Raw genomic sequence first — 24,044 nt, forward strand, 5'->3', positions numbered from 1 at the left:
GCGGACTTGACCGGTCCGTTGATCGACACCGTTGACCGGCACCGTCCACGACACCGACACAGCAACACCACCAAGACAAACAAACCAAACAAGACGAAAAAGGGGAAGTAACGTGTCAGCTCCGCGCCTGAGGGCGACGCCGCTGCCGGGTATCGGGGTCCAGTACGACCTGGAGACCCGGGAACACCGCCATCTGTCGGTGGTGGCGCACCGCGACGGCACGCGCACGGTGAACGTGTACCGGGCCGACGATCCGGACTCCTGTGCGCATTCGCTGCGGCTGACCAGCTCGGAGGCGGGTTCGCTGATCGACGCGCTGAAGCCGTCCCACCACAGCCCGAGCCTCCTGTACACCACCGACCTGGGGCTGGTGGCCGAGCGGATCGAGGTGGCCGCGACCTCGCGCTGGAACGGGCGGGTGCTGGGCGACATGCGGATGCGGACGGAGACGGGCGCGTCGGTCGTGGCCGTGCTGCGCCGGGCCGAGGCCATCCCGTCGCCCGCGCCGGACTTCCGGCTGGCGGGCGGTGACACGCTGATCGTCGTCGGGACCCGTGAGGGCGTCGACGCCGCCGCGACGATACTCGGGCGGGAGTGAGCCTGTGCACTCCGCGGTCCTGCTCATCGAGTTCGGTTCCATCATCCTCGGCCTCGGCCTGCTCGGCCGGTTCGCCGCCCGTTTCCGGCTCTCTCCGATACCGCTGTACCTCCTGGCCGGGCTGGCCTTCGGCGAAGGCGGTCTGCTGCCGCTGGGCGCGAGCGAGGAGTTCGTCGCCACGGGCGCCGAGATCGGCGTCATCCTGCTCCTGCTGATGCTGGGCCTGGAGTACACAGCGAGCGATCTGGTCTCCAACCTCAAGACGCACTACCCGTCCGGTCTGGTCGACTGCGCCCTCAACGCGCTGCCGGGAGCGGCCGTGGCGCTGCTGCTCGGCTGGGGGCCGGTGGCCGCCGTCGTCCTGGCCGGTGTCACCTGGATCTCGTCGTCCGGCGTGATCGCGAAGGTGCTCGGCGATCTGGGCCGGGTCGGCAACCGGGAGACACCGGTCATCCTCAGCGTGCTGGTGCTGGAGGACCTGGCGATGGCCGTGTACCTGCCCATCGTCACGGCACTGGTGGCGGGGGTCGGGCTGATGGCCGGCAGTGTGACCCTGGCGATCGCGCTGGGCGCGGCGGGGCTCGTGCTGTTCCTGGCCCTGCGTTACGGCAGGCTCATCTCGCGGTTCGTCTCCAGCGACGACCCGGAGAAGCTGCTGCTGGTGGTGCTGGGCCTGACGATCCTGGTCGCGGGTGTCGCGCAGCAGCTCCAGGTGTCGGCGGCGGTGGGCGCCTTCCTGGTGGGCATCGCGCTGTCGGGAGAGGTGGCGGAGGGTGCGCACACCCTCCTCAGCCCCCTGCGGGACCTGTTCGCGGCGGTCTTCTTCGTCTTCTTCGGACTGCACACCGACCCGTCCAGCATCCCGCCCGTCCTGCTGCCCGCCCTCGCGCTGGCCGTCGTCACCGCCCTGACGAAGATCGCCACGGGGTACTGGGCGGCCCGGCGCGCCGGGATCTCCGTCAAGGGCCGCTGGCGGGCGGGCGGTGCGCTGGTGGCCCGCGGGGAGTTCTCGATCGTCATCGCCGGCCTGGCGGTCGCGGCCGGCATCGAACCGTCCCTCGGCCCCCTGGCCACGGCCTACGTCCTCATCCTGGTCGTCCTGGGCCCCCTCACGGCGCGCTACACGGAGCCGGTGGCGATGTGGTGGAGCGGACGCCGCGAGGCCCGCCGGGGAACCCCGGAACCCGCGCCCCGGAAGACCGAGGCGGAGGCACCGGTGGGCGACTGAGGCCCTCCCGGGGGTGGCTTCTGGGACGGTCAGTCACCCCCACCCGGAGCCCACCCCTGCTTCCGCAGCACCCCCGGCACATCCGGTGCCTCGTAGTGCTCGCCCTTGAGGACCTTGCCGTCCTCGCGTCGGGAGACCGTGCCGTCAGGGCCAATCTTGGTCATGTTGGAGCGGTGGATCTCGGTCAGTACCGCGTCGAGGTCGATGCCGTGGACGAGGGCGGTGCCGTACGCGACGTAGACGACGTCCGCCAGTTCGTGGGCGAGCCGGTCGAGCGGGCCCCGGACCGACACCTCGGCGACCTCCGCGGCCTCCTCCGCGAGGAGTTCGCCGCGGTGGGCGGCGAGTTCCGGGGAGATCTCCGTCGGGATACTGCGGGCGTCCAGGCCGAAGGCGAGGTGGAATTCACGGACCAGGTCAGCGGGCGAGGAGCTCATGGGGACGACAGTAGCGGCCGCCACTGACACCCCTCCCCGCCCCGGTGCCGGGCCCCGCCCCTGGTCAGCGGGGCACCAAGGCTGGCAGGATCTCGCGCATGTCCAAGATGTTCCCCCGTATCGGCAGGCGCCGGGCGCTGCAGGGCGGCACCGCCTCCCTCCTGGTCCTCGGGCTGCTGCTGTGGTGGCTGCGCCCCTGGGCCGAGGAGCCCCCGGGCGGGGCGATCACCTTCAGCACGGGCACGAGGGCCGGGGTCTACCACGAGTACGGCGAACTCCTGCGCACCGAGATCGACCAGGACATGCCGGACCTGAGGGTGCGGTTGCTGACCAGCGCCGGTTCGCAGGAGAACGTCTCGGACGTGGCGACGGGCAAGGCCGACTTCGCGATCGCGGCGGCGGACGCGGTCGCCACGTACAGGCTCGACCACGGTGCGGGCGCCGACCGGCTGCGCGGTATGGCCCGCCTCTACGACGACTACCTGCAGCTCGTCGTACCGCCCGACTCGGACATCCGCTCCGTCGCGGACCTGCGGGGCAAGCGCGTGGCCATAGGGCTGCCGAACTCCGGCGTGCGACTGATCGCGAACGGGGTGCTCAAAGCGGCCGGGATCGACCCGGAGAAGGACATCAAGCCCTCGTCGGACGGCATCGACACCGGTCCCCGGCGGCTGGGGCACGGCCTCGACGCGTTCTTCTGGTCGGGCGGACTGCCCACGGACGGGCTCAGCCGCCTGGCCAAGCAGTCGGCCTCCGCCTTCCGGTTCGTGCCGATCGACGCCGGGCTCGTCGCCAAGCTGCACGACCAGGGCGGTGCCACGCGGTACTACCGCGCCACCAAGATGCCGGAGTCGGCCTACCCCACCATCCAGCGCGGTGACCCGGTGCCGACCCTGGCGGTGTCCAACCTGCTGGTCACGCGCAGCGACATGAACCCCCGGCTCACCGAGTGGCTGACCCGTACGGTGATCGACAGCCGGGACGGCATCGGCGCGACCGTCCACTCCGCCCAGCTGGTCGACGTCCGCACCGCGATCTACACCGACCCGCTCCAGCTGCATCGCGGCGCCCAGCGCTACTACCAGTCCGTCAAGCCGTAGGGCCTGTCCTCGGCACTGTCACCGTCACCCGCAGCCCGTGCGGCTCGTGACGGTCGTACGTGATCGAACCGCCGCCCGCCGTGAGCAGCGCCCGCGAGATGGACAGGCCGAGGCCGGAACCCTTGATGTTCTGGTGGCGGCCGCTGCGCCAGAAACGGTCGCCGATGCGGGCCAGTTCCTCGTCGGTGAGGCCGGGGCCTCGGTCGGTGACGACGATGGTGGAGGTGTCGCCGATGGAGGCGACGGTCACCTCGACGGTCTGGTCCTCGGGCGTGAACTTCACCGCGTTGTCGATGACCGCGTCCAGCGCGCTGGACAGCGCGACCGGGTCGGCCCACGCGGTCGTGGGCGGGCAGTCGCCGACCAGGTGTACGCCCTTGGCCTCGGCGGTCGGGGCCCAGGCCGCGAGGCGTTCGGCGGCGAGCTCGCCGATGTCGGTGATCCGCAGGTCCGCCTCGGTGTGCTCGGCCAGCGCCAGATCCAGCAGGTCGTCCAGGACCTGCGCGAGGCGCTTGCCCTCGGCCTGGACGGAGGCGATCTCCTTGTTGCCCTCGGGCAGTTCGAAGGAGAGCAGCTCGATGCGCAGCAGCAGCGCCGCGAGCGGGTTGCGCAGCTGGTGCGAGGCGTCGGCGACGAAGGCGCGCTGCTGCTCCAGCACGTCCTCGACGTTGTCCGCCATCTCGTTGAACGACCGGGCCAGACGCCTGAGTTCCGGCGGTCCGCCGGCGGCCGCGACCCGGGACTTGAGCCGTCCGGTGGCGATGTCGTGGGTGGTGGCGTCGAGGACCCGTACGGGCTTGAGCACCCAGCCGGTCAGCCGCAGGGCGGCGCCGACGGCCAGCAGCATCGCGGCGCCCTCGCCCGCGCCGATGACCAGCCAGCCGTGCAGGGTGCGCGAGCGCATCTGCCCGGTGGGCGAGTCGGTGACCACGACCGCGACGACGTCACCGTCCCGGATGACCGGCGAGGCGACCACGAGGTTGTGGCGCTGCCAGGGCCAGACCTGCTTCGGGTCGTGGCTGCGACGGCTGAGCAGCGCCTCGTCGAACGCGTCACGCACCTCGCCTTCTTCCGGCAGGGACCATCTGGCCGGTGCATGAGCCATGGCACTGCCACTGCGGTAGAAGACACCGGCCCGGATGCCGTAGACGTCGTAGTAGCTGTCGAGTTCGCTGCTGAGCGTGGCCAGCCGCTCGTTCTCGAACGCGCCGGTGGTCCCGTCGGGCGAGTCGGTGACGAACTGGGCCAGGGCTGCGAAGCGCGCGGTGTCGTCGATCCGGTCGACGACGACCTTCTGCTGCTGGGCCCCGGCCAGGCTGACGGCGAGCGGGACCCCGAGCGCGAGCAGCACGGCCGCCATCAGGATGATCAGCAGCGGGAGCAGACGAGTGCGCACCCGGCCCCGCTACCCGGCAGGCGCGACGAGCCGGTAGCCGACTCCGCGTACGGTCTCGATGAGGGTCGGCATGCGCAGCTTGGCGCGCAGGGACGCGACATGCACCTCGAGAGTGCGCCCCGTCCCCTCCCAGCTGGTACGCCAGACCTCGCTGATGATCTGCTCCCGGCGGAAGACCACTCCGGGCCGCTGCGCGAGCAGGGCCAGCAGGTCGAACTCCTTGCGGGTCAGCTGGATCACCGACCCGTCAACGCTGACCCGGCGGGTGGGCAGCTCGATGTGCACGGGCCCGAGGCGCAGCTCGGTCTCGATGCCGCTGGAGGTGTCCTCGTGGGACGTGCGCCGGCTCACGGCGTGGATACGGGCGAGCAGTTCCCCGGTGTCGTACGGCTTCACCACGTAGTCGTCGGCGCCGAGGTTGAGGCCGTGGATACGGGAGCGGACGTCGGAGCGCGCGGTGACCATGATCACCGGGGTGGCGGTGCGTTTGCGGATCTTGCCGCAGACCTCGTACCCGTCCTGGTCGGGCAGGCCGAGGTCGAGGAGGACGACACCGAAGCAGTCGCTCTCGGGAACGAGTGCCTGGAGGGCCTCCTCACCGCTGCGTGCGTGAGTGACGTCGAACCCGTGCCGCGCCAGGACGGCCGACAGGGCGGCGGCGACGTGGTTGTCGTCCTCGACGAGCAGCAGTCTCATCCGGTCCCCCTTCGGTTCACTGGCCGTACGATCTATCTGTGTACAAAAACGCGTGCACGCGCGCGTGCACGCATTGCAGTCACGCTGATGGATGAGGACGGCGTCAAGAGGGTTCCGGTTGCGGAGAGCTTCCGTTACCCGGCCGATATGAGCGCTGCTCACAAGTGCTACGACACGTGTCCGATTGCTATCGGATCGTGATGCTCAGATTCCCCTCAGATGTAATGACGCAGGTCGTAGAGGGTTACTACTGTCCTCCGAAACCGAGGAGGACGGAGCCTGAGAGCGATGACCGAAGTATCGGTGGTCAAGGAAGATCTGGCCGCGACCGGCGAACTGGTCGTCCTGAAGAGCGTCAACAAGCACTTCGGCGCGTTGCACGTACTCCAGGACATCGACCTGACGATCGCCCGCGGTGAAGTCGTCGTGGTCATCGGACCCTCCGGGTCCGGAAAGTCCACCCTGTGCCGCACCATCAACCGCCTGGAGTCGACCGACTCCGGCACGATCACGATCGACGGCAAGCCGCTGCCCCACGAGGGCAAGGAGCTGGCCAAGCTGCGGGCCGACGTCGGAATGGTCTTCCAGTCCTTCAACCTCTTCGCGCACAAGACCGTGCTCGAGAACGTGATGCTCGGCCAGATCAAGGTCCGCAAGAAGGACAAGAGGGCGGCCGAGGAGCGGGCTCGGGCCCTGCTCGACCGGGTCGGCGTGGGCGCGCAGGCCGAGAAGTACCCCGCACAGCTCTCCGGCGGCCAGCAGCAGCGCGTCGCGATCGCGCGGGCGCTGGCCATGGAGCCGAAGGTCATGCTCTTCGACGAGCCGACCTCCGCGCTCGACCCCGAGATGATCAACGAGGTGCTGGAGGTCATGCAGCAGCTCGCCCGCGACGGCATGACCATGATCGTCGTCACCCACGAGATGGGTTTCGCACGATCGGCCGCAAACCGCGTGGTGTTCATGGCAGACGGCCGAATCGTCGAGGAGGCTGCGCCCGACCAGTTCTTCAGCAACCCGCGCAGTGACCGTGCCAAGGACTTCCTGTCGAAGATCCTGCATCACTGACGGCGCACTCCGCGCGCGACACCACCTGCGTCGCCGCCTGACGGCCAGCATCTCTTCACCAGCCAAAGGATGTTCATCATGAAGCTCCGCAAGGTAACCGCCGCCTCGGCCACCGTGTTCGCCCTCGCCCTCACCGCCACCGCCTGCGGCGGCGACAACAGCACGGGCGGCGATTCCGGCTCCGATGGTGGCAAGACGATCACGGTCGGCATCAAGTTCGACCAGCCCGGCCTCGGCCAGAAGACGCCGCAGGGCTACGCCGGCTTCGACGTCGACGTCGCCACGTACGTCGCGAAGAAGCTCGGTTACAACGAGGACCAGATCGAGTGGAAGGAAGCGAAGAGCGCCGACCGCGAGACCATGCTCCAGCGTGGTGACGTCGACCTCATCGCCGCTACCTACTCGATCACCCCGGAGCGCCAGGAGAAGGTCGACTTCGCCGGCCCGTACCTGCTGGCCCACCAGGATGTGCTGGTCCGCGCCGACGACAACAAAATCAAGTCGCCGAAGGACCTGAACAACGCCAAGCTCTGCTCGGTGACCGGCTCCACTTCGGCGCAGAACGTGAAGGACGAGCTGGCGCCGAAGGCGCAGCTGCAGCCGTACCCGACGTACTCCGCCTGCCTGCCCGGCTTGCAGAACGGTGCCGTCGACGCGCTGACCACCGACGACTCCATCCTCGCGGGTTACGCCGCCCAGTCGCAGTTCAAGGGCAAGTTCAAGCTCGGCGGCTTCAAGCTGACCAACGAGAACTACGGCATCGGCGTCAAGAAGGGCAGCGACCTCAAGGCCGACATCAACAAGGCCCTCGAGGCCATGGTCGCCGACGGCTCTTGGCAGAAGGCCGTGGACAAGAACCTCGGCCCGGCGAACTACAAGAACGAGCCCGCGCCGAAGATCGGCGACATCAAGAGCTGAGGCAACGCCTGACGGGTGCGCCGCCCTACGGGGCGGCGCACCGGGGCATCCCTATACGCGGAAGCGCGGGAGATCGTGTTCGACTTTCTTGAGGATTACGACCTGCTGGGAGCCTTCTGGACGACAGTGCAACTCGCTGCGCTGTCCGCCGTCGGCTCTCTCATCTGGGGCACCATGCTGGCCGCCATGCGCGTCGGCCCGGTGCCGCTGATGCGCGGTTTCGGGACCGCGTACGTGAACATCGTGCGGAACATCCCGCTGACCGTCATCATCCTGTTCACGTCGCTGGGCCTGAACCAGACGCTGGGTGTCTCCCTCGGCGCCGATGACGTCGAGACGATCAACTTCCGGCTGGCAGTTCTGGGCCTGATCTTCTACACCTCGTCCTTCGTGTGCGAAGCGCTGCGCTCCGGCATCAACACGGTGCCGGTCGGCCAGGCGGAGGCGGCTCGGGCGATCGGTCTCAGCTTCCGCCAGGTGCTTGGGCTGGTCGTGCTGCCGCAGGCGTTCCGTTCGTCTGTCGTCCCGCTGGCGAACGTGCTGATCGCCCTCATCAAGAACACCACGGTCGCGGCCGCCATCGGTGTCGCCGAGGCGGCGGTACTGATGAAGGAGATGATCGAGAACGAGGCCCAGTTGCTGCTGATCGCTGCGATCATCGCGTTCGGTTTCGTGGTTCTGACGCTGCCGACCGGTCTGATCCTCGGTTGGGTGGGCAAGAAGGTGGCGGTGAAGCGATGAGCTCCGTTCTGTACGACGCCCAGGGCCCTCGGGCCAAGCGGCGCAACGCCGTCCTCACGGTGGTCTTCGTGGTTGCCGCCGCGGCCCTGCTCTGGTGGGTGTTCGGCACCCTCAAGGACAAGGGCCAGCTGGAATGGGCCCTGTGGGAACCGTTCTTCTCCGGCACCGAGGCCTGGTCCACGTACATCTGGCCGGGTCTGCTGAACACGCTGAAGGCCGCCGCCCTGGCGGTGATCATCGCGATGCCGCTCGGTGCGGTTCTCGGCATCGCCCGCCTCTCGGACCACGTGTGGGTCCGGGTTCCGGCTGCGGTCGTGGTCGAGTTCTTCCGGTCCATCCCCGTGCTGGTCCTGATGATCTTCGGCCTCGCTCTGTTCGCCGAATACACCAACGTCAGCTCCGACGACCGTCCGCTCTACGCGGTCGTCACCGGCCTGGTGCTGTACAACGCCTCCGTCCTCGCCGAGATCGTCCGGGCGGGCATCCTGGCCCTGCCCAAGGGCCAGTCCGAGGCGGCGCAGGCGATCGGCCTGCGCAAGGGGCAGCTGATGCGGCTGATCCTCCTGCCGCAGGCGGTCACCGCGATGCTCCCGGCCATCGTGAGCCAGCTCGTCGTCATCGTGAAGGACACCGCGCTCGGCGGCGCCGTTCTCACCTACTCCGAACTGCTCTCCTCGGCGAACACGATGAGCGGCTACTACGGCGCGAACATCATCGCCAGCTTCACGGTCGTGGCTGTCATCTTCATCGCGCTGAACTTCGCCCTGACGTCCTTCGCGAGCTGGCTCGAGCGCCGGCTGCGGCAGGCCAAGAAGTCGACGGGTGCGGTCGTGGGCGCGGACGAGGCACAGATCGCCGGCACCACCGGGACCGGCGCCGGAGGCACCGTCTGACACTCGGTCAACCCGGATGACATACTCAGGGGCAGTGGCATGATCGCCACTGCCCCTCGTCACTTGACGCAAGCACCGGCAATGGGTTGCATACGTTCTGTGATCGTGCACCCTGCTCCAACTTCGTGTTCACCTGCGTCCCTCAGGACGTCACCACGGGCAGGGGGCGCCGCGCCGTGGACCCGGTGATCGTCGTCGGAGCGGGGCCCGTCGGGCTCACGCTCGCCCTGGCGCTGGCGCGTCAGGAGGTGCCGTGCGTGGTCCTCGACGAGGGGCCGGGCAAGGACGAACCCCGTGCGTCGCGCACCGTTGTGCTGCGCGAGGACACCACTGCCCTCATCGAACGGCTGACCGGCGTTCCCCTGGACCGGGTCGGCGCGCACTGGGCCGGATGGCGGTCGGTGCGGCGCAAGCAGGTGATGCGCGAGGTCTTTTTCGACGGCACCGAGCCCGTGCCGCTGCACATCGCCCAGCACGCGCTGACCGGTGTCCTGCGCACGGCCCTCGCGGGCGAACCGCTCGTCAAGATCGCGGTGGAAAGCCGACTCGACGGCATGGAGCAGGAGTCCTCGGGCGTCACCGCCCACACGCGCGGCCCCAAGGGCACATGGTGGCGCGGCAGTTACCTGGTCGGCTGCGACGGCCCCCGCTCGACCGTACGCAAGCTCCAGGACATCCGCTTCCCGGGCCGTACGGCGGTGGAGCGTCACGCCGTCGCGGCACTGCGTACGGAACTGCCCTGGTACAACGAGGCGTTGCTGCACCGCATGCCGCCGTGGCGCATGTCGGGCCCCTCGGCCGGCGAGGTCACCGCGCGCCCCCTGCCGGACGGCGTCTGGCGTCTCGACTGGCTCCTGCCGCCCGGAAAGGACCTGGTCACCCCCGAGCTGCTGCTGACCCGCATCCGGGAGACCCTGGCGGGTTGGTCGGGCGGCACGACCCCGCCGTACGAGCTCCTGGACACCGGTGTGCACACCGTCCACCACCGGCTGGCCCGCCGTTGGCGCGCCGACCGCGTCTTCCTCGCGGGGGACGCCGCGCACCTCCACGGCTCACTGGGCACGCACGGGCTGGACGAGGGCCTGCGGGACGCCGACAACCTGGCCTGGAAACTGGCCCTGGCCTGGCATCACGGACCGCACGAGGCGCTCCTCGACAGCTACCAGACCGAACGCCGGGCGATCGTGGCGGCCCGGCTCCGCGCAGCCGACCAGGCCCTGCCACTGCTGCGCGGCGGCGGAGGCCTGCGCTCCTACGTCCCCGGTTCGGCCCGGGGCCATGACTCGCTCCTCACGGACGGCCACTTGGGGCACGGCCAACTCGGCGCGCCGGGGGCGTACGCCGACTCGCCGCTCGCACCCCCGTCCCTCGAAGGAGAGGTTCCGGTCCGGACATCGCCCGGCTCGTCGGTCATCGACGTACGGGTCACCGCGGAGGACGGCACCTTCGTCCGGCTGCGGGACCGGCTCGGCCGCGGAGCGCTGCTCGTCGTGCTGATCGCCCCCGGCACGGGCGTGTGGGAGCGCAGGCACTGGGTGAGCGCCGGCATCATGCCCCAGCTCGCTGCCGCGGTCATGGCTCTGCCCCACCACGCCGAGCTGCTGGTCGCCGAGAGCTACCCGGGCGCTGCCGCGCACACGGTGCTCCTGGTACGCCCCGACGGCCATCTCGTGACCGCGCTGGGCGGAGTGCGCCCGGCCGATCTGTACACGGCGGCCGAGGCCGCGGTGGGCGGGCCGGCGAAGGCGCAGGCAGAGGCCGGTGCCACGGCCGGTTCGCGCTGACCTCAGGTACCAGGAGGTACGTGCTCTCTGTCACAGTGCGTCCGCATGGTGACAGTGAGTTGACCGGTCCGGACGGCCGTGGTGTACTCCGGTGCGTGACCGACACCTGTGTGCGCCTGTGGCGGAGGGTCCATATGGACCTCCTCCGCTATGCGGGCTGCGTGTGTCGCCCGTCCTGCTGACTTCGCATCCTTCTTTTCCACCGCGCGCGCCGCGCTCTCCATGCCGGCCGACGCGCCTTCCGTGCGAACCCGCATCAGGACCTCCAGGACGGCACCCGTGTCTGTATCCCCATCCCCCTCCGCGTCCCCTTCCCCTGTCTCCACGTCGGTCTCCTCCGCCTCTTCCGGGCCCACCCAGGCCGACCTCTTCGACTTCGTCCGGCGTACGGCCGCCGACACCGAGCTGATCGACTCCCTGCCGCTCGACCCGGAAGGCCGTACCTGGGTGCGGCTGGAGGGGCCCGGCGGCAGCGAGGCCTGGCTGATCGGCTGGCCGCCCGGCACGGGAACCGGCTGGCACGACCATGCCGATTCCGTCGGCGCCTTCCTGACCGCGTCGGGCGAGCTCACGGAGAACTCGCTCGCCGCGCGGCTGCCCACCGACGGCTGGAGGACCCTGGAACTCTCCGACGGTGTGGACCGGGAACGCCGGCTGTCGTCCGGCCAGGGCCGCGCCTTCGGTCGGCACCACGTCCACGAGGTGCTCAACGAGTCCCCCGAGCGGCACGCGATCTCCGTCCACGCCTACTACCCGCCCCTGCCGCAGATCCGCCGCTACAGCCGCAGCGGACCGATCCTCCGGCTCGAGCAGGTGGAGCGACCGGAGGACTGGCAGTGAGCGCCGGCACACACGAGCCGGTGAGCGGCGGCAGCGATGTCCAGCCTCCCCTCGGCATCGACGAGTTGCTGGAGCGCGTACGCGCGGGCTACGAGCGGATCGAGCCGCGGCAGGCGTACGAGGCCGCCGAGGCCGGTGACGCGCTGCTGGTGGACATCCGCTACGCGGCGCTGCGCGAGCGCGACGGCCTCATCCCCGGGGCGCTAGTCGTCGAGCGCAACGAGCTGGAGTGGCGTCTCGACCCGCAGGGCAGCCACCGAGCCGCCGAGGCCACGAGCCACTCCCTGCGCGTCGTCGTGATCTGCAACGAGGGCTATGCCTCCAGCCTGGCGGCTCAGTCCCTGCACCAGCTGGGCCTGCACCGGGCCACCGACCTGGTCGGCGGGTTCCAGGCGTGGAAGGCGTCGGGGCTTCCGGTCGTGTGATCACGCCGGAGCATCCGAACGGCTCGTCTCGGAAGCGCAGATCTCAGAACTGCTCGTCCCCGAGAAAGTCCGTGTCCTCGCCCTCCTCCTCCAGTGCCTGCCGGACCACGCGCAGGGCCATGCCCTCGGAGTAGCCCTTGCGGGCGAGCATGCCCGCGAGGCGGCGGAGTCGCTTGTCGCGGTCGAGCCCACGGGTGGAGCGGAGCTTGCGCGCGACGAGTTCACGCGCGGTCTCCTCTTCCTGTTCGGGCTCGAGCTGGGAGACGGCCTCGTCGATCAGCGTGGAGTCGACGCCCTTGGTCCGCAGCTCCCGGGCGAGCGCACGCCGCGCCAGCCCCCGGCCGCGGTGGCGGGACTCCACCCAGGCGTCCGCGAAGGCGCTGTCGTTGATGAGGCCGACTTCTTCGAATCTCGACAGCACCTCCTCGGCGGCGTCGTCCGGGATCTGCCGCTTGCGCAGGGCGTCGGCGAGTTGCTTGCGGGTCCGCGGGGTCCCGGTGAGCAGGCGCAGGCAGATCGCCCGAGCCTGCTCGACCGGGTCCCCTGGAGGCTCCTCCTGCTCGGCCCTCGACGAGGAGGGGGAACCTCCGTCTTCGGTAATCACCTCACCGAAGCCCTGTCGGCGACGTCCACGCCCACGACTCGCCCCGCCGTCACGCGAGCCGTCCCTGCGTGAGCCGCCCCCGCGTGAGCCTCTGCCAGGTGAGCCGCCGCTTGGGGAGCCGCCCCCGTACGGCCCCTCGTCCTCCCCGTACAGCCGATCGCTCCCGTACTCGCCCTCACCGTCCACGGCTGAGGCCGCGTCGCCTCCGGTGCCCCTCCCCCGTGGGACACCGAAGGCGGCGTGGTCGTACTCCGCCCAGTCGGTTCGTCGTGTCACGGGTCAGCTCTTGGCTGCGGCGGCCTTGGACTTGACGGTCTTGGCCGCTGCCGGGGCGGGCACCGCAGGCGCGGCGTCGGCCGGAGCGGCGGAGACCGCGGCGTCCTTACCCGGCTCGGCGGCCGGCTCCTCGGGACGCACGCCGACGCCCAGCTTCTCCTTGATCTTCTTCTCGATCTCGTTGGCCAGGTCGGGGTTGTCCTTCAGGAAGTTGCGCGCGTTCTCCTTGCCCTGGCCGAGCTGGTCGCCCTCGTACGTGTACCAGGCGCCGGCCTTGCGGACGAAGCCGTTCTCCACGCCCATGTCGATCAGGCCGCCCTCGCGGCTGATGCCCTGGCCGTAGAGGATGTCGAACTCGGCCTGCTTGAAGGGGGGCGCCACCTTGTTCTTGACGACCTTGACACGGGTGCGGTTGCCCACCGCGTCCGTACCGTCCTTCAGAGTCTCGATGCGGCGGATGTCCATGCGCACCGAGGCGTAGAACTTCAGGGCCCGGCCACCGGTCGTGGTCTCCGGGGAGCCGAACATCACGCCGATCTTCTCGCGCAGCTGGTTGATGAAGATCGCGGTGGTCTTGGACTGGTTGAGCGCGCTGGTGATCTTCCGCAGCGCCTGGCTCATCAGACGGGCCTGCAGACCCACGTGCGAGTCACCCATCTCTCCCTCGATCTCCGCGCGCGGGACGAGCGCGGCGACGGAGTCGATGACGATGAGGTCGAGGGCGCCGGAGCGGACCAGCATGTCCACGATCTCCAGGGCCTGCTCGCCGTTGTCCGGCTGGGAGAGGATCAGGTTGTCGATGTCGACGCCGAGCTTCTTCGCGTACTCGGGGTCGAGGGCGTGCTCCGCGTCCACGAAGGCGACCTGGCCGCCGGCCTTCTGCGCGTTCGCCACCGCGTGCAGGGTCAGGGTCGTCTTACCGGAGGACTCCGGGCCGTACACCTCGACCACTCGGCCGCGCGGGATGCCGCCGACGCCGAGGGCGACGTCGAGCGCGGTCGACCCGGTGGGGATGACCTCGATGGGCTCGTTCGGCCGCTCGCCCATGCGCATGACCGCGCCCTTGCCGAATTGCCGTTCAATCTGTGCGAGCGCGGCATCCAGGGCCTTCTCGCGGTCGGTTCCTGCCATGGGTTCCACCCGATTTGCTTGAGTCGATCGCTTCACGTCAAAGACGCTAACGCCTGCCACTGACAATGCGCCCCGACGCACGTCCGGCCTGTGGATAACTCGGGCACTTCTCTACCCAAAGTACGTCGAAATGCTCGCCGTTGAGCCATGCCGGAGACTCCATAAGAATGGATGTTCGATTTTCGTGTCAAGCGCACCACACGGCACACCCGGGGGCGAGCCGGCCCGACGACGAGTCAGGCGGAGCCCTGCCCGGGCCCCCCGTCCTCCGGCCGTTCCGCACCTGGCCGCCGTGCCCACAGCCGCCTCGTGCGCGCCAGCAGGCCCGGCCCCTCCCCCCGCCAGCGATGGCCGTGCACGCGCGGGTCGTCCGTGACGTCGTAGCGCTTCACGTACGCCCCCAGGAAGGCCTGGAGCGTGGCGATGGCGGGGATGGCGATCAGCGCGCCGACGGCGCCGAGGAGCGCGGTGCCCGCGATGACCGAGCCGAAGGCGACCGCGGGGTGGATGTCGACGGTCTTCGAGGTCAGCTTGGGCTGCAGCACGTAGTTCTCGAACTGCTGGTAGACCACGACGAAGATCAGTACCCACAGCGCGTACCAGGGATCCACCGTGAACGCGATCAGCATGGGCAGGGCGCCCGCGAGATACGTGCCGATAGTGGGGATGAACTGCGACACCAGGCCCACCCACACGGCGAGCACGGGCGCGTAGGGCACATCCAGCATCTGCAGCAGGACGAAGTGCGCCGCGCCCGAGATCAGCGCCATCAGGCCGCGCGAGTAGATGTAGCCGCCGGTCTTGATCACGGCGATCTCCCACGCGCGCAGCACCTCGGCCTGACGCGCGGGCGGCAGGACGGAGCAGAGCGCGCGGCGCAGTCGCGGGCCGTCCGCGGCGAAGTAGAACGAGAACAGCGCGATCGTCAGCAGCTGGAAGAGACCACCGAGGACCTGGGCGGATACGTCCAGGACACCCGTGGCGCTGTTCTGCACGTAGTTGCGCAGCCAGTCGGAGCGGAGCACACCCTCCTGGATGTCCACGCGCTTCAGGTCGGTCTTGAAGTGTGTGTTGATCCAGTGGATGACGGAGTCGAGGTACTCCGGGAAGCCCTCGATCATCTTGATGATCTGGTCCGCGAGGATGGAACCGAGCAGCGTGACGAAGCCCGCCGACACGATCACCACGCCGATGAAGACGACGAACGCGGCCAGTCCTCTGCGCATGCCGCGCGAGGCCATCCAGCCCACCGCCGGTTCGATGGCGAGCGCCAGGAAGAACGCGATGAGGATGTTGATCAGCAGGCCGGTGACCTGGTGGAAGGCCCAGCTGCCCAGCTGGAACGCGGCGACGAGGGCGAGCGCGAGCACCATGGCACGCGGCAGCCAGCGCGGCATGCGGCCGTTCGGCCCGGTGGTTCCGCCGGCGGCGGGGGGCCCGGTCGGCGGCGTCGTACCGAAGGGGGAGGACTGCTGGGCTTCCTGCCCGGTCTCGTCAGTGGGTGCCACGGACCAAGTCTCACCCACGCCACCGACAGCCGTCTGCCCGCCTGCGATCTTCGTGACCCCTCAGCGATCTGTGCGACCGGTCGGCCGTCTGCCGCGACCGCCCGGCCCTCTCCGTGCCGGGTCGGTCAGCGCCTCTCCCGCGGCACGTCCATCACCGAGCAGACCACCTGCCAGACTTCCTTGGCGTCCCAGCCGGCGCCCAGCGCCTCGTGCACGGTGCGCCCGCCGAGCTCCGTCATCACGTGATCGCGCGCGAAGGTGTCGGCGTAGCCCGGACCGAAGTGCTCCGCCATTCGCTGCCAGAAGACCGTCAACCGCATGACTCCAGTATCCCGCCCCTGAGGGTGGGCCTGAGCCAGGACCGCCTGCCGGCACCGGTTTCCGCCCTACGGTCTGACCCATGGCCGAATCAGGAGCTTCCACACTCCCCCCGACGCCCGCGCCGCACAGCCCTGTCACGCGCGCGGAGCGCTTCGTCTGGCTCACCGCGCGCGTGCTCGAGCAGCGCCTCTTCGCCCACCGCTTCCGTGGCGCCGCCGCAGACCCCGTGGAGACCGCGCTGGACGCCTACCGCAACGAGGACGGCGGGTACGGCCACGCGCTGGAGCCCGATCTGCGCGGCCCGGTCAGCCGGCCGCTGCACACCGCCCACGCCCTGCGCGTCCTGGACGCCGTGGCGCGCTGCGCCGGCCAGCGCGTGGAACGCGTGTGCCGCTACCTGACGTCCGTCTCCACGGCGGACGGCGCGCTCCCGGCGACGATCCGCCCCAGCCGGCGCGACTGTCCGACGGCTCCCTCCGCGCCGGTCGTGGCCGACCCGCCCGGCGACCTCCTGACCACCGGGCAGGTGGTGGGGCTGCTGCACCGCAACGAGGTGTGGCATGCCTGGCTGTTCCGGGCCACGGACTTCTGCTGGCAGGCGGTCGAGTCCCTGGAGAGCTCGCACCCGTACGAGATCGAGGCCGCCGTGACCTTCCTGGACTCCGCCCCAGACCGCCCGCGCGCGGAGACGGCCGCCGACCGCCTGGGCCGCCTGGTACGCGCACACGGCCTCGTGGCCCTGGACCCCGACAACCTGGACGCGTATCCGGTCGCCCCCGGCTACGCCTCCGGCGAGCACCACTTCCCGTACGACTACGCGAGGACGCCGCGCTCCCTCGCGCGCGCGTGGTTCACGGACGACGAGATGGCCCGCTCCCTGGACCACCTCGCGGCCCAGCAGCAAGACGACGGCGGCTGGCCCGTCAGGTGGCGCCACCGGGCCCCGGCCCCCGCCCTGGAGGCCCGCCCGGTCGTGACGATCGAGGCCCTGCGCACCCTCAGCGCCTACGGCCGCACCATCGACTGATCACCACGCCCCCATGGCCCGCACCCCCGCGGTCACCACCACGGCCGCCGCGACGACGAGCAGGAACGGGGCGCGCAGGATCAGCGCCACGGCCGCGGCTGCGAGCCCGGCGGCCCGCGCGTCCAGCACCAGCGTCTGCCCGTCGGCGAAGGTCTGCTCGGCCGTGAGAGCCGCGAGCAGCGCGACGGGCAGCAACGCGGCAAGACGCTTGACGACGGGTCGTTCCAGGCCTCCGGCCGGCACCAGCAGCCCGGCCAGCTTGACGGCGTAGCACCCGAGGACGGTCACGCCGATCGCGATCCAGACGTTCACGCCTCGTCCTCCCGGGAAGCAGGCGCACCCCTGCGCCGGCCGTCCGCCCAGAGGACGACCGGCGCCGCCAGCGCGGCCAGCAGCACCGGCACCCCGGCGGGCAGTACGGGCAACAGCCCGAGTCCCAGCAGCACGGCCAGCCCGGCGACGGCCCGCTCGGTGCCGGTCTTCAGCATCGGCGCGAGCAGCGCCAGGAACACCGCGGGTCCCGCGGCGTCGAGCCCCCACGCGTCGGTGTCCCCGATGGCCCCGGCGCCCAGGGCACCGAGCAGCGTGGTGAGGTTCCACAGCACATACAGGCTCAGCCCGGTCACGACGAACCCGATCCGCGCACCGCGCCGCGTGGGCTGAGCCAGCGCGACGGCGGCCGTCTCGTCGATCACCCACTGTGCGGCGAACGGCCGCACCGCGCGCGGGAGGGCCAGCAGCTGTGACAGCCGCAGGCCGTAGAAGGCGTTCCGCACGCCCAGGAAGAAGGCCCCGGCAGCCGCCGTGAACGGACTGCCTCCTGCCGCAAGCGCGCCCACCAGGGCGAACTGGGACGCCCCGGTGAACACCAGCAGGCTGAGCGCACACGTCTGCATCAGGGTGAGTCCGCTGCCCGCCGACGTCACCCCGAAGGCGAACCCGGAGAGCCCGACGGCCACCCCCACGCCCAAGGCGTCCCGCACGACGGCGCGGTCCGCCTTCCCACCGGTCCCTGTATCTCTGAAAGCTGTCCGATCCACCACGCCCCGCACGCTACGAGCAGCCGCTACCCCAGGTCTTGTACGTTCTTGCGCTCGCGCTGATAAGCCCCCGGAGGCACGCCGACGATCCGGCTGAAGTGCCGGTTGAGGTGCGGCTGATCGGTGAACCCCACGGCCACGGCGACCTCCGAGGGCGCCGTCCCGAGGTCCAGCAGCCGCCGCGCCCGCCGGACTCGCGCGTCCGTGAGCCACGCGTGCGGGGGCATCCCGTAGGCGTTCCGAAACGCCCGCAGCAAAGCGAACGGACTGGTGCCGAGATCAGCCGCCAGCTGTTCCAGAGTCGGCGGCTGCGCCATCCGCTCCTCGAGCACCCCCCGCGCGCGTGCCGCGATCCGGGCCCCCGCCGCCCGCACCTGCCTCCGCGGCATGGGACCACCGTTCAACCGCAGCAACCTGGTCACGGCGACCCGCAGCAGCGTGTCCGCGGCCAAGGCGTTGCCCTCGTCGGCGGCCCGCAGCACCTGGTGCACCAGACCGACGGCGTACGGATCGTCCATCACCGGGCTGACGAACCCCGGCGTCCCCCGCAGGGTCGTCGTCTCGGCCGCGATCTCCGTCACCACGTCGACCGACGGATACACGGCCCCGTACCGCCACCCCTCGGGCACACCGGCCCGCCCGGTGTGCGGAGTATCGGGATTCACCAGCGCGAGAGCCCCTGCCCCGGCGTACTGATCACCCCCACCGTGGTGGAACACCTCCACCCCGTCGGCGATGGCGGCGATCACGAAGTTCTCGTGCGTATGCCGGACGAACGTCTTCCGCACGTACCGGGCCCGCAGCAGATCCACCCCGGGCAGCTCTTCGTACTGCCAGTGCCGCGCGCGCTCTGTCATACGACCATTGTCCGCGGGACGAGTGGAACCCACGCGCCCGCGTACGACCCCGACCCACCGCCCGGCATCAGGGCACCCGGCGCAACGGCCGCAGGCCCCGTTGTCAGTACCGAGGTGCACGATGGACGCATGCCCAGCAACGCGCACCGAGCCCTGGACGGCTTCTCCCCCGCGACCCGCGCCTGGTTCACGGGTGCCTTCCCCTCGCCCACCACCGCCCAGGCCGGCGCGTGGCAGGCCATCCACGAGGGATCGGACGTGCTGGTCGTCGCCCCCACCGGTTCCGGCAAGACCCTGGCCGCCTTCCTGGCAGCCCTGGACCAGCTCGCCTCGACCCCTCCGCCCGCCGATCCCAAGAAGCGCTGCCGGGTCCTGTACGTCTCGCCGCTCAAGGCCCTGGCGGTGGACGTCGAGCGCAACCTCCGCAGTCCCCTGACCGGCATCCGCCAGGAATCCGTGCGGATGGGCCTGCCCGAGCCCGAGGTCAGGGTGGGCATCCGCTCGGGCGACACCCCGGCGGCCGAGCGCCGCTCCCTGGCCACCCGCCCGCCGGACATCCTGATCACGACCCCCGAGTCGCTGTTCCTGATGCTGACCTCGGCCACGCGCGACGCCTTGACCGGTATCGACACGGTAATCCTCGACGAGGTGCACGCGGTCGCCGGCACCAAGCGCGGCGCCCACCTGGCACTCTCCCTGGAGCGGCTGGACGACCTCCTCCCGAAACCGGCCCGCCGCATCGGACTCTCCGCGACGGTCCGTCCGGTCGACGAGGTGGCCCGTTTCCTCTCGCCCCAGCGCAGGGTGGAGATCGTCCAGCCGGAGTCGGGCAAGGAGTTCGACCTGTCCGTGGTCGTCCCGGTCGAGGACCTGGGCGAGCTGGGTGGCTCCCCCGTCTCCGACGGCTCGGAGGGGGCCGAGCGCCCTTCGATCTGGCCGCACGTCGAGGAGCGGATCGCCGACCTCGTCCAGTCCCACCGCTCCACGATCGTGTTCGCGAACTCCCGCCGCCTCGCGGAGCGCCTGTGCAACCGTCTGAACGAGATCGCGTACGAACGAGCCACGGGCGAGCCTCTCGACGAGCATCACTCCCCCGCCGAGCTGATGGGCGGCTCGGGAGCCGCCCAGGGCGCACCCCAGGTCATCGCCCGCGCCCACCACGGCTCGGTCTCCAAGGAACAGCGCGCCCTGGTCGAGGAGGACCTCAAGGCGGGCCGGCTGCCCGCGGTGGTGGCCACCTCCAGCCTGGAGCTGGGCATCGACATGGGCGCGGTGGACCTGGTCGTCCAGGTCGAATCCCCGCCCTCGGTCGCCTCCGGCCTCCAGCGCGTGGGCCGCGCGGGCCACCAGGTGGGCGCGATCTCCACCGGCGTCGTCTTCCCCAAGTACCGAGGCGACCTGGTCCAGGCGGCGGTGGTCACCGAGCGCATGCGCACCGGCGCCATCGAGTCCCTCAGGGTCCCCGCCAACCCCCTGGACGTCCTGGCCCAGCAGGTCGTCGCCATGACGGCTCTGGACACCTGGCAGTTCGACGACCTGCTGGCAGCCGTCCGCCGGGCCGCCCCCTTCGCCTCACTGCCCGAGTCCGCCTTCACGGCGGTGCTCGACATGCTCGCCGGCCGCTACCCGTCCGACGCCTTCGCCGAGCTTCGCCCGCGGGTGGTGTGGGACCGCGTCACCGGCGAGATCACCGGCCGCCCCGGCGCCCAGCGACTCGCCGTCACCTCCGGCGGCACGATCCCCGACCGCGGCCTCTTCGGTGTCTTCCTCGCGGGCGCCGACCCCAAGAAGGGCGGCGGCCGGGTCGGTGAGCTCGACGAGGAGATGGTCTACGAGTCCCGCGTCGGCGATGTCTTCACGCTCGGCACCAGTTCCTGGCGCATCGAGGACATCACCCGCGACCGCGTCCTGGTCTCCCCCGCCCCGGGCGTACCGGGCCGGCTGCCCTTCTGGAAGGGGGACCAGCTGGGCCGCCCGCTCGAACTGGGCCGGGCGCTGGGCACCTTCCTGCGCGAGGTCGGCTCGCTGCCCAAGGACGACGCCCGCCTCCGCCTCCTCGCCGCGGGCCTGGACGCCTGGGCGGCGGACAACGTGCTCTCGTACCTGGAGGAGCAGCGCGAGGCCTGCGGCCATGTCCCGGACGACCGGACGATCGTCGTGGAGCGCTTCCGCGACGAGCTCGGCGACTGGCGGGTGGTGGTGCACTCCCCCTTCGGCGCCCAGGTGCACGCCCCGTGGGCGCTGGCGCTCGGCGCCAAGCTCTCCGAGCGGTACGGCATGGACGCGCAGGTCATGCACGCCGACGACGGCATCGTGCTGCGCCTTCCGGACGCCGACCTGATGGGCCTGGACCTGCTGGACCAGGAGCCGGTCAAGATGGGCCGGGAGTACGACGCCGAGCAGGCCCCCGTGGGCGCCGCCGACGTCGTCTTCGAGAAGGGCGAGGTCGACCAGGTCGTCACCGACCAGGTGGGCAGCTCGGCCCTGTTCGCGTCGCGCTTCCGCGAGTGCGCCGCCCGCGCGCTGCTCCTGCCGCGCCGCAACCCCGGCAAGCGCACGCCTCTGTGGCAGCAGCGGCAGCGCGCCTCCCAGCTCTTGCAGGTGGCGAGCGAGTTCGGCTCGTTCCCGATCGTCCTGGAGGCGGTCCGCGAGTGCCTCCAGGACGTGTTCGACGTCCCCGGCCTCGTCGAGCTGATGGGCGACCTGGAGTCCCGCAGGGTGCGCCTCGTCGAGGTCACCACAGCCGAACCGTCTCCCTTCGCGCGATCCCTCCTCTTCGGCTATGTCGCCCAGTTCCTGTACGAGGGTGACTCCCCGCTCGCCGAGCGCCGCGCCGCCGCCCTGTCGCTGGACTCCCGGCTGCTGGCCGAGCTGCTGGGCCAGGCGGAGCTGCGCGAGCTGCTCGACGCGGAGGTGCTGACCGAGCTGGAGCGTGAGCTGCAGTGGCTCACCGAGGACCGCCGCGTCAAGGACGCCGAGGGCGTCGCGGACCTCCTCCGCCTTCTCGGCCCGCTCACGGATACGGAACTGGCGGAGCGGGGCGCCGAACCCCAGTGGGCTCAGGAGCTGGCCGGTGCTCGCCGTGCCATCCGGGTTCGGATCGCGGGCAGAGAGCACTGGGCGGCGATCGAGGACGCGGGCCGGCTGCGCGACGCCCTGGGCACCGCCTTGCCGGTCGGTGTCCCGGAAGCGTTCACGGAGCCCGTCAAGGACCCGCTCGGCGATCTCCTCGCGCGCCACGCCCGCACCCACGGCCCGTTCACCTCGGCCACGGCGGCGGCCCGCTTCGGCCTGGGTGCGGCCGTCACCGAGGGCGCCCTCCAGCGGCTCGCCGCGGCGGGCCGGATCGTCCAGGGCGAGTTCCACCCGGCCGGGATCGGCCAGGAGTGGTGCGACGCGGCCGTGCTGCGCCGACTGCGCCGCCGCTCCCTGGCCGCCCTGCGGCACGAGCTGGAGCCGGTGGCGCCCGCCGCGCTCGCGCAGTTCCTCCCGCAGTGGCAGCACATCGGCAAGGGCCACTCCCTGCGCGGCATCGACGGGCTGGTGCGCGCCATCGAGCAGGTGCAGGGCGCGTCCGTGCCGGCCTCCGCCCTGGAGAAGCTCGTCCTGCCCTCCCGGGTCGTGAACTACACCCCGGCGATGCTGGACGAGCTGACCGCCGCGGGCGAAGTGGTGTGGGCCGGGGCCGGCTCGCTGCCCGGCAAGGACGGCTGGGTCTCCCTCTACCTGGCGGACACGGCCCCCCTGCTCCTGCCGCCCCCGCACCCCTTGGAACTGACCGCCCTCCACCAGTCCGTCCTGGACACCCTCTCCGGCGGCTACGGCCTGTTCTTCCGCCAGATCGCCGACCAGGTCCGCGCCACCACCCACCCCGACGCCACCGATCCCCAGCTGGCCGACGTGCTCTGGGACCTGGCCTGGTCCGGCCGCCTGACGAACGACACGCTCACCCCCATGCGCTCCCTGCTCGGCTCGGGCCGTACGGCCGGATCCACGGCCCACCGCGCCAAGCGCGCGGTCCCGCGTGGCCGGTACGGCTCCCTGACGGCCGCGGCCCGTCCCGCCGCGTCACGCTCCGGTCCGCCGACCGTGGCCGGCCGCTGGTCCCTGCTCCCGTCCCACGAGCCGGACCCCACGGTGCGCGCCCACGCCCTCGCCCGCACCCTTCTCGACCGGCACGGCGTGGTGACCAGGGGCGCGGTCTCGGCGGAGGGCGTCGAGGGCGGGTTCTCGGCGACGTACCGCGTCCTGTCCGTCTTCGAGGAGAGCGGCCAGGCCCGCCGCGGCTATGTGGTGGAGGGGCTCGGCGCGGCGCAGTTCGCGATGGACGGCGCCGTGGACCGCCTGCGCGCGGTGTCCAACGCCCGCGACCGCGGCGAGGACCTGCCCGGCCCTCCTCCGGCCCCCGGCCTCGATCCGTTCCCGGCCCATGACTTCGCCGAGCTGGACGACGCACCCCGCTCCAACGACCACACCGACGACCCCGGCCCCGACGGCTTCCCCGACTTCGGCTCCGCCTACGACACCCCGGCACCCCAGCCGTCCCCGGGCGACTACGTCTCGCCCCGCGACTACGCCCCGCAGGCCTCCCCCGCCTGGCAGAACGGCGGACGCGCGGCGTACGACCCCGGGTTCCCGGGCCGCCGCACCCGCCCGGACCCCGCCTCCCGGGCAGTCGTTCTCGCAGCCGCCGATCCGGCGAACGCGTACGGCGCCGCCCTGGCCTGGCCCGAGCCCCCGTCCGGTGCCGGGCACAAGCCGGGCCGCAAGGCTGGCTCCCTGGTGGTGCTCGTCGAGGGCGAGCTGACGCTCTACATGGAGCGCGGCGGCAAGACCCTGCTGGCCTGGGCCGCCGACCCGGACGGCGCCCCCACCGACGACCCCCGCCTGCACGCCGCGGCGGAGGCACTCGCCGCAGCCGCCCGCGCTGGCTCCCTCGGCACGGTCACGGTGGAGCGGGTCAACGGCACCCAGGCCCTGACCTCCCCCATCGGCACCCTCCTGGAAGAAGCGGGCTTCATCGCAACGCCCCGCGGACTCCGCCTCCGCGCCTGATCACCACCCGCCCACCAGCGGACGCCCACCAGCAGCCCCCGCCCAAGCCACCGACCACACCACGAGCCCCCGCCCAAGCCACCGGCCGCCCACCCCGCCCCCGT

At 71.2% G+C, this 24,044-nt stretch carries 22 protein-coding genes and 1 pseudogene; 13 read left to right on the plus strand and 10 right to left on the minus strand.

Features of this window, described 5'->3' with window-relative positions; translation table 11 throughout:
• Positions 1-112 precede the first annotated feature (112 nt).
• Positions 113-598, plus strand: a complete 486-nt coding sequence (locus tag OG542_RS10445) for a cation:proton antiporter regulatory subunit (RefSeq protein WP_184589929.1) — start codon at positions 113-115, stop codon at positions 596-598.
• Between the two features lie 4 nt (positions 599-602).
• A complete protein-coding gene (locus OG542_RS10450; protein ID WP_184589931.1) occupies positions 603-1,826 on the plus strand; it encodes a cation:proton antiporter in 1,224 nt (407 codons plus the stop codon).
• 29 nt (positions 1,827-1,855) lie between these two features.
• Here OG542_RS10450 and OG542_RS10455 read toward each other — a convergent pair whose 3' ends face one another.
• Positions 1,856-2,263 carry a pyrophosphohydrolase domain-containing protein gene (locus OG542_RS10455; RefSeq protein WP_328410183.1) on the minus strand — a complete coding sequence of 136 codons (408 nt, stop codon included), beginning with the start codon at positions 2,261-2,263 and terminating at the stop codon, positions 1,856-1,858.
• 98 nt (positions 2,264-2,361) lie between these two features.
• Here OG542_RS10455 and OG542_RS10460 point away from each other — a divergent pair, with 98 nt between their 5' ends.
• The gene (locus OG542_RS10460) at positions 2,362-3,363 is read left to right on the plus strand and encodes a TAXI family TRAP transporter solute-binding subunit (protein ID WP_311128051.1); all 1,002 of its coding nucleotides are present in this window, start codon (positions 2,362-2,364) and stop codon (positions 3,361-3,363) included.
• On the opposite strand, the gene OG542_RS10465 is transcribed toward OG542_RS10460, so the two are convergent.
• Both OG542_RS10465 and OG542_RS10470 read right to left on the minus strand, forming a co-directional pair.
• Positions 3,353-4,759, minus strand: a complete 1,407-nt coding sequence (locus OG542_RS10465) for a sensor histidine kinase (RefSeq protein ID WP_328410185.1) — start codon at positions 4,757-4,759, stop codon at positions 3,353-3,355. The two genes, OG542_RS10460 and OG542_RS10465, sit on opposite strands and share 11 nt — an antisense overlap.
• Positions 4,760-4,768: 9 nt before the next feature.
• The gene (locus tag OG542_RS10470; RefSeq protein ID WP_328410187.1) at positions 4,769-5,455 is read right to left on the minus strand and encodes a response regulator transcription factor; all 687 of its coding nucleotides are present in this window, start codon (positions 5,453-5,455) and stop codon (positions 4,769-4,771) included.
• 288 nt (positions 5,456-5,743) lie between these two features.
• On the opposite strand from OG542_RS10470, the gene OG542_RS10475 reads away from it, so the two are divergent.
• The 8 genes from OG542_RS10475 to OG542_RS10510 all read left to right on the plus strand — a co-directional run bounded on the left by OG542_RS10475 (position 5,744) and on the right by OG542_RS10510 (position 12,121).
• The gene (locus OG542_RS10475) at positions 5,744-6,520 is read left to right on the plus strand and encodes an amino acid ABC transporter ATP-binding protein (protein ID WP_328410189.1); all 777 of its coding nucleotides are present in this window, start codon (positions 5,744-5,746) and stop codon (positions 6,518-6,520) included.
• A 78-nt stretch (positions 6,521-6,598) separates the two neighbouring features.
• Positions 6,599-7,438 (plus strand): glutamate ABC transporter substrate-binding protein, encoded by an 840-nt coding sequence (locus OG542_RS10480; RefSeq protein ID WP_328410191.1) that lies wholly within the window; start codon positions 6,599-6,601, stop codon positions 7,436-7,438.
• A 75-nt stretch (positions 7,439-7,513) separates the two neighbouring features.
• Entirely contained in the window at positions 7,514-8,179 is a 666-nt protein-coding gene (locus OG542_RS10485) for an amino acid ABC transporter permease (RefSeq protein ID WP_193476363.1), read from the plus strand.
• Entirely contained in the window at positions 8,176-9,072 is an 897-nt protein-coding gene (locus tag OG542_RS10490; RefSeq protein ID WP_193476362.1) for an amino acid ABC transporter permease, read from the plus strand. Before OG542_RS10485 ends, OG542_RS10490 begins: the two co-directional genes overlap by 4 nt.
• A gap of 176 nt (positions 9,073-9,248) precedes the next feature.
• Complete coding sequence (locus tag OG542_RS10495; RefSeq protein ID WP_328410195.1) at positions 9,249-10,856, plus strand: FAD-dependent monooxygenase; 1,608 nt, start codon at positions 9,249-9,251, stop codon at positions 10,854-10,856.
• A 110-nt stretch (positions 10,857-10,966) separates the two neighbouring features.
• A complete protein-coding gene (locus OG542_RS10500) occupies positions 10,967-11,038 on the plus strand; it encodes a putative leader peptide (RefSeq protein ID WP_310851512.1) in 72 nt (23 codons plus the stop codon).
• A gap of 97 nt (positions 11,039-11,135) precedes the next feature.
• Entirely contained in the window at positions 11,136-11,696 is a 561-nt protein-coding gene (locus OG542_RS10505) for a cupin domain-containing protein (RefSeq protein WP_328410197.1), read from the plus strand.
• Positions 11,693-12,121, plus strand: a complete 429-nt coding sequence (locus OG542_RS10510; RefSeq protein ID WP_408057743.1) for a rhodanese-like domain-containing protein — start codon at positions 11,693-11,695, stop codon at positions 12,119-12,121. The genes OG542_RS10505 and OG542_RS10510 overlap by 4 nt, the downstream gene beginning before the upstream one ends.
• A 43-nt stretch (positions 12,122-12,164) precedes the next feature.
• Here OG542_RS10510 and recX read toward each other — a convergent pair whose 3' ends face one another.
• From recX to OG542_RS10530, 4 genes are all read right to left on the minus strand, one after another.
• Positions 12,165-13,001 carry a recombination regulator RecX gene (recX, locus tag OG542_RS10515; RefSeq protein WP_328410199.1) on the minus strand — a complete coding sequence of 279 codons (837 nt, stop codon included), beginning with the start codon at positions 12,999-13,001 and terminating at the stop codon, positions 12,165-12,167.
• 3 nt (positions 13,002-13,004) lie between these two features.
• Positions 13,005-14,132, minus strand: a complete 1,128-nt coding sequence (recA, locus tag OG542_RS10520; protein WP_311128041.1) for a recombinase RecA — start codon at positions 14,130-14,132, stop codon at positions 13,005-13,007.
• A 236-nt stretch (positions 14,133-14,368) separates the two neighbouring features.
• Positions 14,369-15,640, minus strand: a complete 1,272-nt coding sequence (locus OG542_RS10525) for an AI-2E family transporter (protein ID WP_311128040.1) — start codon at positions 15,638-15,640, stop codon at positions 14,369-14,371.
• Positions 15,641-15,765: 125 nt separating this feature from the next.
• Positions 15,766-15,960 (minus strand): DUF3046 domain-containing protein, encoded by a 195-nt coding sequence (locus tag OG542_RS10530; protein ID WP_193476359.1) that lies wholly within the window; start codon positions 15,958-15,960, stop codon positions 15,766-15,768.
• An 80-nt stretch (positions 15,961-16,040) separates the two neighbouring features.
• Here OG542_RS10530 and OG542_RS10535 point away from each other — a divergent pair, with 80 nt between their 5' ends.
• Positions 16,041-16,988 (plus strand): hypothetical protein, encoded by a 948-nt coding sequence (locus OG542_RS10535; protein WP_328410202.1) that lies wholly within the window; start codon positions 16,041-16,043, stop codon positions 16,986-16,988.
• Here the strand turns inward: OG542_RS10535 and OG542_RS10540 are convergent, their stop codons facing one another.
• The 3 genes and pseudogenes from OG542_RS10540 to OG542_RS10550 form a co-directional block, all read right to left on the minus strand.
• Positions 16,989-17,300, minus strand: coding sequence for an AzlD domain-containing protein (locus OG542_RS10540; RefSeq protein WP_328410204.1), 312 nt, complete (start codon positions 17,298-17,300; stop codon positions 16,989-16,991).
• Positions 17,297-18,040: an AzlC family ABC transporter permease gene (locus OG542_RS10545; protein ID WP_385867040.1), complete on the minus strand. Its 744-nt coding sequence runs from the start codon at positions 18,038-18,040 to the stop codon at positions 17,297-17,299. The genes OG542_RS10540 and OG542_RS10545 overlap by 4 nt, the downstream gene beginning before the upstream one ends.
• A gap of 23 nt (positions 18,041-18,063) precedes the next feature.
• Positions 18,064-18,885, minus strand: a pseudogene (locus tag OG542_RS10550) (AraC family transcriptional regulator); the annotation flags it as partial.
• 129 nt (positions 18,886-19,014) lie between these two features.
• On the opposite strand from OG542_RS10550, the gene OG542_RS10555 reads away from it, so the two are divergent.
• The gene (locus tag OG542_RS10555; protein ID WP_328410207.1) at positions 19,015-23,940 is read left to right on the plus strand and encodes an ATP-dependent helicase; all 4,926 of its coding nucleotides are present in this window, start codon (positions 19,015-19,017) and stop codon (positions 23,938-23,940) included.
• The last annotated feature ends 104 nt before the right edge of the window (positions 23,941-24,044 follow it).

This window comes from Streptomyces violaceus, from assembly GCF_036014075.1.
In the GTDB taxonomy this organism is placed as follows: Bacteria; Actinomycetota; Actinomycetes; order Streptomycetales; family Streptomycetaceae; genus Streptomyces; species Streptomyces violaceus.